The organism is Synechococcus sp. MU1651 (assembly GCF_023630635.1).
Taxonomy (GTDB): domain Bacteria; phylum Cyanobacteriota; class Cyanobacteriia; order PCC-6307; family Cyanobiaceae; genus Parasynechococcus.
Window position 1 is genome coordinate 95,161 of sequence record NZ_JAKUHJ010000003.1, and the last position, 15,948, is coordinate 111,108.

The following is a 15,948-nucleotide window of genomic DNA, read 5'->3' on the forward strand; positions in this document are numbered from 1 at the left end:
CCTGATCAAAGAATTCAAACGGGCATCAGCACCCGCCAGCCCAGGCGGTCCGCCTCCCGGCGGGCCAGAGCTGGCACGTCTTCCGCCACAAACATGCGGTGCAGCATCTGCACTCCCAGCAGGTGATTGATCACCGCATCCATCTGCACACGCTCAGCATCGGTGGTGGCCGGGTCCTCGTGACGGGCAAACAAGGCACGCACACCGGCTTTGCTCAACAAACCAGCGGCATCGATCGCCTCATCACTGAGGTAATCGTCGGCGAGCTGCTTCATCTGCTCCCACTTCTCAGGCTCCGTGTGGGCTGGCGGTGCCATGAAGGCGAACTTCTCACGCCGGTACAACACCTCCGGCAACAGGCCCGCCATGGCTTCCCGCAGCACGTATTTCTCGGTTTTCCCCTTGATCCGCAGTTCGGGCGGCACCTGCACCGCCACCGAGGCCAGATGGTGATCGAGGAAGGCGGGTCGCGCCTCCATGGAATTGGCCATGTCAACCCGGTCGCCACCCCAGGTGAGGATCTGACCCTCCAGCATGGTCTTGATCCAGACGTACTGGGCCTTGTCCAGGGCATGGCGCCCGTCCAGTTGATCCGCATCCAGTTGCGCGGCAATCGCCTTGCCCGGGGAGTAACCCTCCAGGGCCTTGGCGTGGGACTCCGCCAGAAGCTCCGGCACCAAGGGCGCGCAGGCCAGCCAGGGCTGCAGGCAACTGGGGGTGAAGCCGACCACCGCATCGAGATCGGGGTCATCCACCTGATATTCAGCCAGCATCGCCCCTTTCACCAGGGCATTGGACTGCTGCAGCAGGCTTTCCCAGCTGGCGCGCTCCTCCTGCGGCAGGTCATCGAGACCGTGGAGGAACATGTCGCGGCGGAAGGCGGGATAGCCGCCGAACAGCTCATCTGAGCCTTCGCCAGTCATCACCACCTTGTAATCCACATCATTGACATGGCGGCTCATCAAGAACTTGGCCACCGCCAGGGTGTTGTAGATCGTTCGCTCGGCATGCCAGATGGTGCGTTCCATGTGGCCATAGAGCTCCTGACCCGAGAGACGCATCAGATCCTGCTCAGCACCGGTGGCCTCGGCCATCTCCCGAGCAATCGGCGACTCGTCGTAGCGGGCGTCGTCAAAGCCGATCGTGAACGCCTTCACCGGTGCCTGGCTCACGGCTGAGGCCAAGCCGAGGATCGAACAGCTGTCGATGCCGCCGGAGAGATAACAACCCACTGGCACATCGGCCACCATGCGCAGCTCTACCGCCTCCAGCAAGGCCGCACGAACGGCAGCGATGTGCTCTGCCTCAGTGCGGCTGGAGTCCCGCTGATCCTTGCGCGGAAAGTCGACGTCCCAGTAGGTCGACTCCGACACCTCCAGATGCCCATTCACCCGTTGCACCTTCAGCACATGGCCGGGCTTCACCTGATGCACCCCTGCAAAGGCTGTGGTGCCGGGAACCATGGTCTGCATCAACTGGTGGAACAGACCCTCCGAGGTAAAACGTCGCTCCACCGCCGGATGGGCGAACAGCACCTTCAATTCAGAACCGAACACCAGACCCTCAGGCGTCATCGCCCAGTACTGCGGTTTGATGCCGAAGCGATCCCGCACCAGGTAGAGGCAGTCTTCGGACCGATCAAACAAGGCGAAAGCGAACTCACCGCGCAACAGGGGCAGCGTCGCGTCCAAGCCCTGGCGTTGATACAGCCGCAGCAGGATCTCGGAATCGCTCTTGCTGCTGAAGCGCACACCCTGGGCGGTGAGGTCAGCCCTGATCCGCTGGAAGTCGTAGAACTCACCGTTATGAGCCATCAGCACCTCACCGTCATCGGTGAGGAAGGGCTGCCGGGCCCGTGACTCATTCAGGTCAATGATCGAAAGGCGGGCATGGCAGAAGCCGACGCCGGCCTGATCGAGCACCTCAACGCCGAAGCCATCGGGCCCGCGATGGGCCTGAATCGCCGCCATGTTGACCAGCAGCTGGCGGTCCACCGTCTGTTGACGGTCTGCGTTGAAAACACCTCCGATTCCGCACATCAGCCCGCCTCAGATCACATCCATCACGCGTTCGGCCCGATCCACCATGCAGGTGAGCAGGGCCATCCGCAGGAACACGGCTCCCCTGGCCTGGCTGAAATACCAGTTGTGGGGCGTGTCATCCAGGCAGGTGCTGAGTTCCGCTCCCCGCGCCAAGGGATGGAGCACGATCGCTTCCGGTTTGAACGGCATGTCGCAGGTGAGGCGGAATCCTCCGCCGTGTACTTCATAGGAGTCGCCGACCCAGGCAATGGCATTGATGTAAACGACATCCAAGTCGGGCACTTCAGCCTGAAGATCCGTGCTGGAGCGCACCTTCATGCCACAAGCTTCAAGCTCCTCCAACTGTCCTGGGTCGAACAGCGGCTGATCCGGCTCCAACTCGGGGGCGTGAATCACCACCACCTCGTCCACGGTCTGCGGGAATTTGGCCAGGATCCTCAACAGGGAGCGAACCGTTCGCATCCGCGAAGGGATTCCGACAATCCCAATGCGAATCCGATCAGCGGGTGCCACTTCAGCTTCAGCGAGCTTGGGGCGCCACTTGAAGATCGTGTACAGATCGGCCATCGCCTGGGTGGGATGCTCATCGATCCCATTTCCAGCGTTGATGATCGGGATCCGAAGGGTGGACGTCATCGCGTAAACGGCACCGGGATCGCTGTCCCGAAGCACCACACAATCGCCGTAGTTGTTGAACATATGGGCGACATCTTCGAGAGACTCGCCCTTGGCGATCCCTGTGGTGGCCCTGTCGGTGATGTTGATGGAAGTACCGCCGAGTCGGTGCCAAGCACTGTCAAAAGACAGCCGCGTGCGCGTGCTCGGTTCGTAAAACGCGTTGATCAGAATCTTGCCGGTGAGCGGCGTGTTGTGACGGCAATAGCGATCTGGATTGCTCTCAAATTTCGCCGCCAGCCGAAACACCTGCAACAAAACCTCGGGGCGAAACGGTTGGATCGACACCACGTGCTGATCCACCAAATCCTTCAAAGGCTCAACGTCTTCAGCAATGGCAGCCAGCAGCTCCTGGGGTTGGTTCTGCCCGTAGACATCGGGCCCCATCGGCTCAAACCGAATCTGAACCGAAGACGCGTCCACAACTGCTGTTTTGGCCTGTGCCATAGCGGGATCGGATCAACACTCTGTTTGCCAAACCGAGTGCTAAAGCCAGGAACTACATCTTTCACCGGTAACAACAACCACACTGCTTCGTCCACGAAGAAGCAGCTTCTTAAGCAAAGATCCGGAAAGGATTGTGCTGGGGTGGACGGCTAAAGGAGACATCACCAAACCCGGCCATTGCGCCACTCCACCCACCAAATCAGCAGCAACACGAGCACCGACAGCACCAGGGCGAACTGACTGGCCACCAGCAAAAACTGAAAGCCGGACAGACCAACAAGGCCGGCCATCAAAGGAAGCGTTTGGATCATCCCTCCTCCTGCAACAAGGTGAAGTCGAAGCGTTCCGGCCAGAACCGACTGCCCATCAGCATCACAATCGCCGACACGGCCGCCGAAAACACAGCAGCGCAGTAAGGCGCGATCAGCACATAGGCGAGCAGGCCCACAACGCTGCCGGCGAGCATGGCCGCAATGGCAGCCGTACGGTTGGCTGTACGCCAGTACAAACCGCAGGCCACCGGCCAGACCGTGGATGCCACCAGGGCACCGGTGAAAAACAGCACCGACGCAAGCGAATCCAGCCGTGGCCAGGACAACGCCAGGGTGACGACGGCCAGTCCCACCACCATGAGCCGCGCCGCCTGCTTGAGCTGCAGGTCGCTGGCCTGAGGTTGCAACAGGCGGAAGTACACATCCTCCGCCAACAGATCGGCGGTGGATGCCAACAAGGAATCGAGGGTGGAGGTGAGTGAGGCAAACACCACCACAAACACCAAGGCCGCGCCGCCGGCCCCGAGCAGATCGGCTGCCATCACGGGGAACACCATGTTCACCTGCTCGAGGGGCAACTCACGGGCCAGGGCCACCAGGCCAATGGAGCCCGTCACCATCGGCACACTCATCCAGGCGATTCCACCCAACACGAAGGAGGTCATCACCACCGAGCGCCGACTGGCGAAAACCCGGGACCACCAGATGTTGTTGTGAAAGACCTCGCCCATCGAAAAGAGGGCGGAATTCCAGGCAATCAACAAGCCCGCCGGCAGCAGCAAATCAAGCCGATCGGGATGCCGGGCCACCAAAGAGGCATGCACCTCAGGCATCGGGAATTGACGGAAGGCGAGCACCGCCACCACCGCCAGCAGGACCATGATCAACAGCGACTGGATGAAATCGGTGCCGATCACGGCCCGCATCCCGCCGAACAGGGTGTAGACGGTGGCGACACCGATCACCACCACCATTCCCACGTGGTAATCAAAGCCTGAAAGCGCCTGCAGCAGCAGGCCAGCACCCATCGCCTGGGTCATCAGAAAGCCCAGGGTGTAGATCGCGGTGATCACCATGAACACCCACCAGGCCAGACGCCCGTAGCGCAGGCGAATGAAGTCGCCGCTGGTGCGCCCGTTGGGCATCAACTGCTTGATCCGCGAGGCCAGGGGGGCGAACAGAATCAGGCCAAGCCCGGCCAGGGCATAGCTGAACATGCCCCAGAGGCCGGTTTTGTAGCCGAATTCAGGGGCGAGCAGGGTGGTGTTGCCGGTGACCCAGGAGGCCATCAACGTGGCCGTGCTCAGGGCAAGCCCGATGTTGCGCCCCGCCAGCATGTAGTCATCAGCATTGCCTTGACCGCGCCGGCCCCAGGCAATCCCCAGCGCCACCCAGAGAACAGAGAACAGCACCACCAACGCCCAGGCGATCCCGGGCTGAAGGAAGGGAACCGAGTCAGCGGGCATCCGTCGACCCCCTGCGGTTCCAATACAAGTGTCCGCGCAGAATCATCACCACCGTCGCCGCAGTCACAACGGCACCAAGGGCAAAGATCAGACGCGCCCAGAGCAATTCATCCAAGGCGAAGAGCGTTTGAACTCCAGAAACAGATAAGCAAAGGAGGCACCCTGCCCTTGGCCCCATGGCCTCGATTCAGGTGCCTACGGATACCCAAACAACAGGTGACCAGCGCCTGGTCGCCTGAAATTGCGGAATGTGTAGCAACCACCACCCGAAGGGGGTTGGGGCGACGCCTTGGATACGCCTCGCTTGTGCGATCAGGATGTTCACCGACTACAAACCGACGGTCGGATTCGACGAATATTTCTGCGGTGAAACGGCCACACCACGCGCCGATCTGGCCCCACTACTGGCATCACTGGGGCAGATGGGATTGCCTGAGCTCAACCGCAGCCATGCCTCAGCCAGCCAGCTGCTGCGTCGCCTCGGCGCCACCTTCCGCCTCAACGATTCCGGGCTCAAAGGCAGCGAACGAATCCTCCCCTTCGATCCCTTGCCCCGGCTGATCGGCCGCAGCGACTGGATGACCCTGGAGCGGGGACTGCTGCAACGCCTGGAAGCCATCGACTGCTTCCTCGCTGACATCTATGGCCCCCAGCAGATCCTCAACGACGGTGTGATCCCACGGGAAGACGTGGAAAGTTCCTCCGGTTGGCGACCTCAGATGCAGGGCATCAGCCTGCCCCTCAACCGCTGGTGCCACATCTCCGGGCTCGACCTGATCCGCGACGGCAAGGGCACCTGGCGGGTGCTGGAAGACAACCTGCGCTGTCCTTCAGGGGTGGCCTACTTCCTCGAGAACCGTCGGGTGATGAAACGGTTGTTCTCTGGCCTGTTCGAAGGACGTGCCGTTCAACCGATCGACGACTATCCCTCCCATCTGCTGCGCACCCTTCAAGACCTGGCGCCCTGGAGTGACACCCCCCGCGTGGCGATCCTGACGCCCGGGGTGTTCAACAGCGCCTATTTCGAACACAGCTACCTGGCCCAAGAAATGGGCATTCACCTGGTTGAGGGGCGCGATCTGGTGTGCGAAGGCGGACGGGTGTGGATGCGCAGCACCAATGGCCTGGAACCCGTGGATGTGATCTACCGCCGCATCGACGATGATTTTCTTGACCCCACTGTGTTCCGTAAGGACTCGATGCTGGGGGTGCCGGGCCTGATCGAAGTGCTACGGCAAGGACGGGTCGCCATCGCCAACGCCCCTGGCACCGGCATCGCCGACGACAAGCTGATCTATGCCCACGTGCCGGCGATGATCCGCTACTACCTCGATGAGGAGCCGATCATCGAGAACGTTCCCACCTACCTCTGTGCCCGGCCAGACGATCAGCGCTATGTGCTCGAACACCTAGAGCAACTGGTGGTGAAGTCGGTGGCGGAAGCTGGGGGCTACGGAATGCTGATCGGCCCCCAGGCCAGCCGATCGGAGCTGGCGGACTTCGACACGAAGATCCGTGCGAATCCCCGCAACTTCATCGCGCAGCCCACGCTGCAACTCTCCACAGTGCCGTCCCTCAGTGACGGAGAGCTCTACCCCTGCCACGTGGATCTGCGCCCCTATGTGCTGCGCGGCGCAAGCAGCTGGGTGAGTCCAGGGGGGCTGACGCGCGTGGCCCTCAAGCGGGGCTCGCTGGTGGTGAATTCGTCCCAGGGGGGCGGCTGCAAGGACACCTGGATCGTCGACGATCAAACGATGGCAGCACCGCAAGCCCAGGAGGCTGTGCCGTGCTGAGCCGCGTTGCCGATTCGCTCTACTGGATCAACCGCTATCTAGAACGCGCCGAAAACATCTCGCGCTTTCTGGAAGTGAGTGAAGCGATGGCATTGGACTGTCCTCCGGGCAGCGCCGAACCGTGGCTGCCGCTGGTGGAGGTGACGGGGGATCGCCACCGCTTCGATACGGCCTACCCCGGTGCCACGCCCAAACAAGTGGTGCGCTTCCTGCTGCTGGACCGCAGCAATCCCAACAGCATCGTGAGTTGCATTGCGATGGCGCGGGAAAACGCACGGCAGATCAGGGATGTGATCACCACGGAGATGTGGGAGCAGATCAATGATCTGCACTGGAGCCTGCAGGACGACGAAGACATCTGGCGGGAACCGGTGCAGGAGCAACTGCGGATCATCCGCCGCGGCTGCCAGCTCGTGTACGGGATCACCGACACCACTTTGAGCCGTGATCTGAGTTGGCTGTTTAGTCAGCTGGGACGTCTAATCGAACGGGCCGATAAAACCTCCCGCATCCTCGACGTCAAATACTTCCTGCTGCTGCCCTCCCCTGAGGAGGTGGGCGGCGTGCTGGATGAACTGCAATGGATCACCCTGCTGCGCACAGCGGGGGCTTATCAGATGTACCGGCAGAGCATGCAGCACGCGATCAGCCCTGCCTCCGTGGCCCGCTTTTTGCTGCTGGACCCCATCTTTCCTCGCTCGGTGAGGTACTGCCTGCAGGGCATCAGCGACACGTTGCAACAGATTCAGCAGCAGCCAAACCAATACACCCCGGATGACCTCGACTGCTTGCGCGGACAACTCCTGGCCCGCTGGAGCTATGTGCGGATCGACAACCTGATCGAAGCCGGTCTGCATGAAGCCATTGACCAGCTTCAGCAGGACCTCAACCAACTCCACAACCTGATTCAGACCCGCTACTTCACCAGCGCCGACCTCCATTCCACCCCCACCGATCCCGCATGCGTGCTCTCATCGTTCACCGCCTGACGTATCGGTATGACGCCCCGGTGTTCCTCGGAGAACATCGCCTTTGTCTGAGGCCTCGAGGGCAGGGGTTTCAGACCCTGCTGGAGCACCAACTCAACGTGCTGCCGGAACCGGAGCAAAGTCGGGAACTGGTGGCCGCCAGCGGCGATGAAATCCAACGGCTCCGCTTTCTCGGCAGCACTGACGAACTGATCTTTGAGGCCCGCAGCCTGGTGGAGACCCGCCCAGCACCCCCACTGGAGAGCTGCTTCAACGGACTGGAACCACCTCTGCCCTACCCACGGGGCCAGCTCAACAGCGATCTGCAGGGAGCCCTAGAGGGCTGGTTGCCCAACGGCCAGCACGAACCCTCGGCCATCGACCTCACCCAGGAAGCCCTGATGGGCAGCAACCAGCAAACCCTGGCTTTTCTGAAGCAACTGATTGAACTGATTCAGGAGCGGGTGAAATACACCCAACGCCATGTGGGACCGGCCTGGCCGGCGGGCCGAACCCTGCGCGAACGGATCGGCTCCTGCCGTGATCTGGCCATGCTGATGGTGGCCTGCTGCCGCGTGGTGGGTCTTCCGGCCCGATTTGTGAGCGGCTATCAACTGCAGCAACCTCCCCCGAAGGAGTACGACCTGCATGCCTGGGCGGAGGTTTACCTGCCGGGAGCGGGCTGGCGGGGCTTTGACCCCAGTGCCGGGATGGAAGTCAACGAGCGCTATGTGGTGCTGGCCACCTCCTCCAAGCCAGAACTCACCGCAGCCGTGAGCGGCAGCTTCAGCGGGCCCCCAGGAACAAACAGTGAACTGAACTGGCTGATTCAGATCAGCGAGGACGCCTCCGCAACGGAAACCCCTTCACACAACCTGGTTCAGGCCGCCTGAAGCAACGGTTCCACCCCGTGCAACTGGGGCTTCGGCGCCGAGCTGTGGGTGGCTGCCATCAAGGCCGGGATCTCGGCGCTGTTGTAGACGCGGAATTCCCGCACCAGAGACGCGCCCTCCTCACGAACCGCCTGGTTCAGAACGACGGAACCATCGGGATCGGAGATCGAACGGTGGAATGTGCCAGGAGGGATGCGAAGGATGTCACCACCGCTCTCGAGCCGAACGATGTGGAACGGCTGTTCCCAGGCCAGGTTCACCAGGAAGAAGGTTCTGCCGCCACTGGCCGCGAGCAGATTGTCTTCCTGATGAGGATGCAGATAGAACTGCCAGGCTCCGCTCTGCGGGTCGTTGGGGGGCGACACCGCCGGGCCGCTGTGAATCACCAGGTCGCGCGCATTCGAGGTGTCCACGGTTACGTCGAAAAAACGAACCGAAGGGGTGTCGCGGAAGCGCTCGTAGGCCAGCAGTTCAAACATGTCGATGGATCCTGAGGGATCCTTCAGCTGCCCCGTTGTACCGAGGGCATCACGCAAAAACGGTGACGATCACGACGGTTCAGCCCCCCAGATACGCCATTTCCGCATGGGTTGACGCAGCGGCGCCTGGATCACGCTCCTCGCTGTAGCGGTCTTGACGCCGCTGCCAGAGCTGGCGCATGGCCTGCTCAAGCTGAAGCTCCGACGCGAGCGCGGGTTTGAGATCGGTGCCTTCAGCAGAAAACAGGCAGGTGAACGCCTGCCCATCGGCGGTGACACGCAAGCGGTTGCAATCCCCGCAGAACGGCTCACTGATGGAGGCGATCACACCGATGGATCCAGCGCCATCGCCGTAGCGCCAACGCCGGGCCGTGCCACCCCGCGGTCGACCCAAAGGCTCCAGGGGCCAACGGGCATGAATGTGCTCCACCATCTGCGCCGCCGGCAGCACCTGGTCCAGCGTCCACTGGTTGCGGTTGCCCACATCCATGTATTCGATCAAACGCAGCTCCATCCCCTGCTGCCGGGCCAAAGCGGCCAAAGGCACCAGCTGATCGTCATTGATCCCCCGTTGGATCACGGCATTGAGCTTGAGCCCACCGCGTGAGGGGTCAAAGCCAGCGGCGCAGGCCGCCGCGATGCCGTCCTGCACCTGGCGCACCAGGCGTTCCCCAGCCACGGCACCACCCTGGAGGCCAGCCATGCGCGCCGCTGCTTCCCCTTCCGCCGCATCCAGGCTGATGGTGATGCGATCCAGCCCTGCGGCACGCAACGCCCGCGCCATCGGTTCCGACAACAGCACCCCATTGCTGGTGAGCGCTACAGCATGCAAACCGGCCATCGGATCCGAACGATCCCGCCGGGCCTGCGCCACCGCCTCCAGCAAAGGCAACAAACGCCGGCTCAACAACGGCTCTCCACCGGTGAGCCGCAACGTTTGTGCCCCCAGGCGCGTGGCCACACGAATCACGCGAATCTGCTGCTCAAGGGTGAGCAGGCCAGGGGGCTCCTCCACATCCGGACAGCAGTACGGACAGGCGAGATTGCAACGGGCCGTGAGCGACAACCGCAGCACCCCGATGGGCCGGTTGAGGCGGTCTGCAAGCGGCAGCGACGTGCTCATCCCTCCAACGCTGCCAGATCTGCAGGGCAGTTGGCATTCACCAACGCCTCCGCAGGCAAGCGCACCGCCTGATGGGGAACGCAGGTCAACCAGTCCATCCAGCGCAACTCTCCGCGTTGCAGTTGCTGATCAAGGCAGGAGCGGAAGGGAGAACCGGAGGGGATCACCGCCAGCAACGGCTGCAGCCGTTGCCCGTCATGGGCCACCGCTGCTTGCTCCGGGGCACGATTCCAGGCTGCGATCAGCTGCTGGACAACGGCCGTGCGCAAACGCGGCATGTCCACCGGCAGCACCAACAAGGCCTCTCCAGGCTGAGACGGCAACAGCCTGGCCAGCGCCTGCAGGGGGCCATTCCAGGGAGGGGGTTCCAGCAGCACGGAACATCCGGGCCGGTGGGCCAGCAGCTCTGCGTGCACGGGATGACGACTCAACACCTGCAACGGATGACCGAGCGGCAACAGCTGGTCGACCAGGGCCGTGAGCCAGACACCACCGGAGGGGTGCGGCAAGAGGGCCTTGTCACGCCCCATGCGACGGCTGCTTCCGCCACTGAGCACACAAACCCGCAAGCCTTGATTCACATCGTCGACCAACAATCTGCACCAGCAAAGTCCAACAACCCACAAAAGTCGCAACCGCTACCAAACCGCTGCGGCACAAGATCACCTGATCCGATCAATCAGCCCCATTGATGTTTGCCCGGAAACACAAAAACACAAATCGGTAACCAATCCAACCAAACAAGGGGTCGGCGAATTGATTAACTGCGCGAGTTAAACGGATTCTCTTTTCGACCGTTTTGCCATCCCCGGGCACCTTTCCTTTTGAAGCCCGAGGTTCCTTCTCTTCTCCTCAATGCTTGGCGACCTTTGGTCGTTCCAGGGCAGGTACCGAACCCTTCACCTGACCTGGATCGCCTTCTTCCTGACCTTCGTGGTCTGGTTCAACCTGGCCCCTCTAGCCACCACCGTGAAAGCGGACCTGGGTCTGACCGTTGGTCAGATCCGCACAGTGGCCATCTGCAACGTGGCCCTCACCATTCCGGCGCGCGTGCTGATCGGCATGCTGCTGGACAAATTCGGACCCCGGATCACCTACTCCTCGATCCTGGTGTTCTCGGCGATTCCCTGCCTGCTGTTTGCGTCCGCTCAGGACTTCAACCAGCTGGTGGTGGCCCGTCTGCTGCTCTCCATCGTTGGCGCCGGCTTCGTGATCGGCATACGCATGGTGGCCGAGTGGTTCCCGCCCAAGGAAATCGGCCTGGCTGAAGGCATCTATGGCGGCTGGGGCAACTTCGGCTCCGCCTTCTCCGCCCTCTCCATGGTGGCCCTCGCTGGCTTCCTCTCCTTCTCCGGCGGCTTCGAACTGCCCACTGGTGCTGTTCTGAACTGGCGCGGTGCCATCGCTCTGACCGGCATCGTCTCGGCCGTCTACGGCTGCTTCTACTTCTTCAACGTCACCGACACCCCCCCCGGCAAGACGTATCAGCGCCCTGCGAAAACCGCAGGTCTGGAAGTCACCTCGATGCGCGACTTCTGGGGTCTTCTGGGCATGAACGTGCCCTTCGCAGCCATCCTCTGCGTGCTCTGCTGGCGCCTGTCCAAGGTGGGCTTCCTCACCGCAAGCACCTATCCGCTGGCCCTCGGCGCCGTCGCAGTCTGGTTTGCCTTCCAGACCTGGGGAATCATCCGCACCAACCGCGACCTGATCCTCGGCAACAAGGTTTATCCCAAGGAAGATCGCTATGAGTTCCGCCAGGTGGCGATCCTCGAGCTCACCTACATCGTGAACTTCGGCTCCGAACTGGCCGTGGTTTCGATGCTGCCCACCTTCTTTGAAACCACCTTCGATCTGCCGAAGGCCACCGCCGGAATCCTGGCGTCCTGCTTCGCTTTCGTGAACCTGGTCGCCCGCCCTGCTGGTGGTCTGATCTCCGACCGCGTCGGCAGCCGCAAGAACACCATGGGCTTCCTCACTGCCGGTCTCGGCGTGGGCTACCTGGTGATGAGCATGATCAAGCCCGGCACCTTCACCGGCACCACCGGCATTGCCGTTGCCGTGGTGATCACCATGCTCGCCTCCTTCTTCGTGCAGTCCGGTGAAGGCGCCACCTTCGCGCTGGTGCCCCTGGTCAAGCGTCGCGTCACCGGTCAGGTGGCCGGCCTGGTGGGTGCCTACGGCAACGTTGGTGCTGTGACCTACCTGACCATCTTCAGCCTCCTGCCGATGTGGATGGGCGGCGGCGGCGAACCCACCCCCGAGGTGATCGCGGCTTCCAACAGTGCCTTCTTCCAGATCCTGGGCGTGGCCGGTCTGATCGTGGCCTTCTTCTGCTTCTTCTTCCTAAAGGAGCCCAAGGGGTCCTTCGCAGACCTGCACGAAGGCGAAACCGCCTGATCCATCTCCCTCCGCAGCACCCTGTCGCTGCATAACGACCCGGAGCTTCGGCTCCGGGTTTTGTTCTTTTTTTGGTTCCTGCATGACCAACTCACCCCGCAGCGTGCGCAGCCAGTGCCCCTACTGCGGCGTGGGTTGTGGCTTGGAGCTTTTGCCTCCTGCCGTGAAGGGTGAGGCCGTGAAAAGGGATGCCGAGGGCAACCCGATGTGGACCGCCCGCGGCGACCGCGAACACCCCTCCAGCCTTGGCCAGGTCTGCATCAAGGGCGCCACCGTCGGCGAAACCCTGGCCCCAGGCCGCCTGCGCCAACCCCTGTTCCGCCCAACCCTTGAGGACGACTTCGCGCCGATCAGCTGGGACGACGCCCTCAACAAAATCACCGGCCAGATCCAGGCGAGCGTGGCCCGGCGCGGCAACGCCGATGGCATTGCCATGTATGGCTCCGGTCAGTTCCACACCGAGGATTACTACCTCGCCCAGAAGCTGCTCAAAGGCGCCCTGGGCACCAACAATTTCGACGCCAACTCGCGGCTGTGCATGAGCTCAGCGGTGGCGGGCTACACCCGCAGCCTGGGCTCCGATGGTCCCCCCTGCAGCTATGAAGACCTCGACCACTGCACAGTGGCGTTTCTGATCGGCACCAACACGGCCGAATGCCACCCGGTGCTGTTCCAGCGGCTGCTGAAGCGGAAACGCAAAAACCCCGGCAGCGTGAAGATCGTGGTGGTGGATCCACGCCGCACCGACACCGCCAAGGCCGCCGATCTCCACCTTCCGATTGCACCGGGCAGCGACCTGGCCCTGCTGCACGGCATTGCCCACCTGGTGCTGCGCGAAAACGGCCAGGATCCGGCCTTCATCGACGACCACACCGAGAATTACGACGCCTTTTTTGACGTCGCCGCCCGATGGACCCCAAGGCGGGTGGCCCTGTTCTGCAACATCCCCGAAAAACGCCTGCGGGAAGTGGCGGCTCTGTTCCACCGGCGCGAGAAGGTGCTCAGCCTCTGGTCGATGGGAGTGAACCAACGCCGTGAAGGAACGGCCGTGGTGCAGGGGTTGATCAATCTGCATCTGCTCACCGGCCAGATCGGCAAGCAAGGAGCGGGCCCGTTTTCCCTCACCGGCCAACCCAACGCCATGGGCGGACGCGAAGCCGGAGGCCTAGCCCACCTGCTGCCGGGCTACCGCCTGGTGGCCAACGCCGAACACCGCGCCGAAGTGGAACAGGCCTGGAAGCTGCCGGCAGGACGAATCAACGCCAAGCCCGGATTGGCGGCCTGGCAGCAGATCGAAGCCATGGAACAGGAGGCGCTGGATCTGTGGTGGGTGGCCGCCACCAACCCCCTGGTGAGCCTCCCGGATCTCGACCGGGTCAAAGCTGCCATGCACAAGTGCCCGCTGGTGGTGGTGAGCGAGGCCTACGCCGACTCGGAAACGTCCCACTACGCCCATCTTCTGTTGCCCGCAGCCCAGTGGAGCGAGAAGGCCGGCGCCATGACGAATTCCGAACGGCGGGTCACTTACTGCCCGGCCTACCGGCGCCGCTTCGGCGAGAGCCGTCCCGACTGGGAGGTGTTTGCCGAGGTGGGCCGGCGCCTGGGCTACAGCGAGCAGTTCGACTTCGAATCAGCGGCTGAGGTTTACGCCGAATTCACGGCTCTCACCCAGGGCAGGCTTTGCGATGTGAGCGGCCTCAGCCATGAGCTGCTGGAAGACGAAGGACCGCAGCAATGGCCCTATCCCAGCGGCAGCAGCCCCACCACAGAAGCCAAACGCCTCTACGAAAACCATCTGTTCGCCACCCCCAACAAACGCGCCCGCTTCAGCACCGATCAACCGCTGGGACTGGCGGAACCCCCCTGCGACACCTATCCGCTGGTGCTCACAGTGGGCCGCTACCTGGGGCAGTGGCACACGATGACCCGCACCGGCAAGGTGGAACGGCTGATGAAACAGCATCCCGAGCCGCTGCTGGAGATTCACCCCGTTGACGCGCAGGAGTTGAAACTGCGCAACGGCGAACTTGCGGCGATCAGCTCACGCCGCGGTCACCTCACCGCCACAGTGAAAGTCACCGATCGGATCCGGCGTGGATCGGTCTTCCTGCCGATGCACTGGGGATTCGCCCAGGAGAAAGCCTGCGAAGCCAACACCCTCATGCACGACGAGGCCTGCCCGGTGTCGAAGCAGCCTGAACTCAAGGCCTGCGCAGTGATCGTGGCTCCCGCCGTCTCGGCGGTGAAGCCCGTTGAACAGCAGAAAGGACGATTGGAGGCCCTGCGCCGGCTGCTCACACCAGCACTTCGCTGAAGGCTGCCTCAAGGTTGTGGTGGTCGTGCCCAGGCCGAACCAACTTGCACAAGGCAAAGCGATCCAGCTCGCTGAGCTGGATCCACTGCTCCAGGGTCAGCACCACACCCCGCACTATGGCCGCCTCCTGCACCACAGCGGGCAGCTCCGCCTGCTGTTGCCAGGGGGCACCACTCACCGGTGGCAGATCCTTGGCCATGCCATCGGCCATGGAACGCGTGCAATCGCGCAGGTGTTGGCGAAGCTGCTCGAGAGCATCAGCCCCATCCGGCCAATCCACCAGGGCTTGACGTTGCTCCTGGGAAAGTTCAAGCCAGTGGTTGAGCTTCAACTTCACCCCACACAGATCCAATTTGCGTCGCACACACAGAGGGATGCAGCGCCAGTTGCCGATGAAGTCCTGTTCAAAGGCAAAGCAATGGCTGGCGGAATTACGGCGGCTGGACATCAACCAAAGCCTTGATCGGTGTCAATGATGACAACGGAAGTCCATGGAAACAGAGATGTTTACCTCGATACAAATGTTGGTCTGTGCGCTTCGCCCTCTCCCTCGGAATGCTGCTGGGAATGTCCCATGGATGGGTCACGGCTGAAGCACTCCAACAGCAGCCCATGCAGGGCTTTGATCCCATAGAAACTGTTAATTCCGCTACACAATTTAACCCGTTTAGTAGTCGTTCACACCAATTTTTTCCATACTGAAGCTCTGTTCAAAGAGTTTCTGCCGTGACCAGCAGCATCTCGTCCGCTTCCGGCCGCAGCCCCATCACCCTGGCCGCCGGTTTCCTGGGTGCCTTCATCGTGGGTTCCCTCGCCGTGCAACTGGTGCGCAGCCAGACGGCTTCCGTTCAGGCCGGTGCAGCTGGCGTGGAGCCGGTGATTGCCGGTCCTGCCGCTCTCTGGGCTCCCTTGGCCGAGCGCGACATCGCCAGTGCCACCGCAGGCGCAACAGCCCAACCCACTGCCGCCATCCAGCCCGCCGTTGAGCCTGTTGTGGGCTCCGAAGCCACCCTCTGGGCTCCCTTCGGCGAGCGCTGATCGCACTGCCCACGTGGCACAGCCCACCAGCCGGCCCGCAT

General features: G+C 62.4%; 14 protein-coding genes. 6 read left to right on the forward strand and 8 right to left on the reverse strand.

Annotated features, from left to right (window positions below; translation table 11 throughout):
* Positions 1-14 precede the first annotated feature (14 nt).
* The 4 genes from asnB to NCN05_RS04575 all read right to left on the reverse strand — a co-directional run bounded on the left by asnB (position 15) and on the right by NCN05_RS04575 (position 4,902).
* Positions 15-2,039 carry an asparagine synthase (glutamine-hydrolyzing) gene (gene asnB / locus NCN05_RS04565; RefSeq protein WP_250397182.1) on the reverse strand — a complete coding sequence of 675 codons (2,025 nt, stop codon included), beginning with the start codon at positions 2,037-2,039 and terminating at the stop codon, positions 15-17.
* Positions 2,040-2,048: 9 nt separating this feature from the next.
* Positions 2,049-3,164: an aspartate/ornithine carbamoyltransferase family protein gene (locus NCN05_RS04570; protein ID WP_250397183.1), complete on the reverse strand. Its 1,116-nt coding sequence runs from the start codon at positions 3,162-3,164 to the stop codon at positions 2,049-2,051.
* Positions 3,165-3,325: 161 nt separating this feature from the next.
* Positions 3,326-3,454 (reverse strand): hypothetical protein, encoded by a 129-nt coding sequence (locus tag NCN05_RS12505; protein WP_255325694.1) that lies wholly within the window; start codon positions 3,452-3,454, stop codon positions 3,326-3,328.
* Between the two features lie 17 nt (positions 3,455-3,471).
* Positions 3,472-4,902 (reverse strand): sodium:solute symporter family protein, encoded by a 1,431-nt coding sequence (locus NCN05_RS04575; RefSeq protein WP_250397184.1) that lies wholly within the window; start codon positions 4,900-4,902, stop codon positions 3,472-3,474.
* Positions 4,903-5,219: 317 nt separating this feature from the next.
* On the opposite strand from NCN05_RS04575, the gene NCN05_RS04580 reads away from it, so the two are divergent.
* The 3 genes from NCN05_RS04580 to NCN05_RS04590 are packed head-to-tail and all read left to right on the forward strand — an operon-like array spanning position 5,220 to position 8,556.
* The gene (locus tag NCN05_RS04580; protein ID WP_250397185.1) at positions 5,220-6,695 is read left to right on the forward strand and encodes a circularly permuted type 2 ATP-grasp protein; all 1,476 of its coding nucleotides are present in this window, start codon (positions 5,220-5,222) and stop codon (positions 6,693-6,695) included.
* Positions 6,689-7,684 (forward strand): alpha-E domain-containing protein, encoded by a 996-nt coding sequence (locus NCN05_RS04585; protein WP_250397186.1) that lies wholly within the window; start codon positions 6,689-6,691, stop codon positions 7,682-7,684. Before NCN05_RS04580 ends, NCN05_RS04585 begins: the two co-directional genes overlap by 7 nt.
* The gene (locus tag NCN05_RS04590; RefSeq protein WP_250397187.1) at positions 7,657-8,556 is read left to right on the forward strand and encodes a transglutaminase family protein; all 900 of its coding nucleotides are present in this window, start codon (positions 7,657-7,659) and stop codon (positions 8,554-8,556) included. The genes NCN05_RS04585 and NCN05_RS04590 overlap by 28 nt, the downstream gene beginning before the upstream one ends.
* Here the strand turns inward: NCN05_RS04590 and NCN05_RS04595 are convergent.
* The 3 genes from NCN05_RS04595 to NCN05_RS04605 form a co-directional block, all read right to left on the reverse strand.
* Positions 8,544-9,035 carry a redox protein gene (locus NCN05_RS04595; protein ID WP_250397241.1) on the reverse strand — a complete coding sequence of 164 codons (492 nt, stop codon included), beginning with the start codon at positions 9,033-9,035 and terminating at the stop codon, positions 8,544-8,546. The two genes, NCN05_RS04590 and NCN05_RS04595, sit on opposite strands and share 13 nt — an antisense overlap.
* Before the next feature lie 79 nt (positions 9,036-9,114).
* Positions 9,115-10,158, reverse strand: coding sequence for a GTP 3',8-cyclase MoaA (locus NCN05_RS04600; protein WP_250397188.1), 1,044 nt, complete (start codon positions 10,156-10,158; stop codon positions 9,115-9,117).
* Positions 10,155-10,751, reverse strand: coding sequence for a molybdenum cofactor guanylyltransferase (locus NCN05_RS04605; protein ID WP_284500281.1), 597 nt, complete (start codon positions 10,749-10,751; stop codon positions 10,155-10,157). The genes NCN05_RS04600 and NCN05_RS04605 overlap by 4 nt, the downstream gene beginning before the upstream one ends.
* A 262-nt stretch (positions 10,752-11,013) precedes the next feature.
* Between NCN05_RS04605 and NCN05_RS04610 the strand changes: the two genes are divergently transcribed.
* The gene (locus NCN05_RS04610) at positions 11,014-12,555 is read left to right on the forward strand and encodes a NarK family nitrate/nitrite MFS transporter (RefSeq protein ID WP_250397189.1); all 1,542 of its coding nucleotides are present in this window, start codon (positions 11,014-11,016) and stop codon (positions 12,553-12,555) included.
* Positions 12,556-12,637: 82 nt separating this feature from the next.
* Positions 12,638-14,869: a nitrate reductase gene (locus NCN05_RS04615; protein WP_250397190.1), complete on the forward strand. Its 2,232-nt coding sequence runs from the start codon at positions 12,638-12,640 to the stop codon at positions 14,867-14,869.
* Here the strand turns inward: NCN05_RS04615 and NCN05_RS04620 are convergent.
* Positions 14,850-15,317, reverse strand: a complete 468-nt coding sequence (locus NCN05_RS04620) for a nitrate reductase associated protein (RefSeq protein ID WP_250397191.1) — start codon at positions 15,315-15,317, stop codon at positions 14,850-14,852. The genes NCN05_RS04615 and NCN05_RS04620 overlap by 20 nt on opposite strands.
* A gap of 278 nt (positions 15,318-15,595) precedes the next feature.
* Between NCN05_RS04620 and NCN05_RS04625 the strand changes: the two genes are divergently transcribed.
* A complete protein-coding gene (locus NCN05_RS04625) occupies positions 15,596-15,907 on the forward strand; it encodes a hypothetical protein (protein ID WP_115081340.1) in 312 nt (103 codons plus the stop codon).
* The last annotated feature ends 41 nt before the right edge of the window (positions 15,908-15,948 follow it).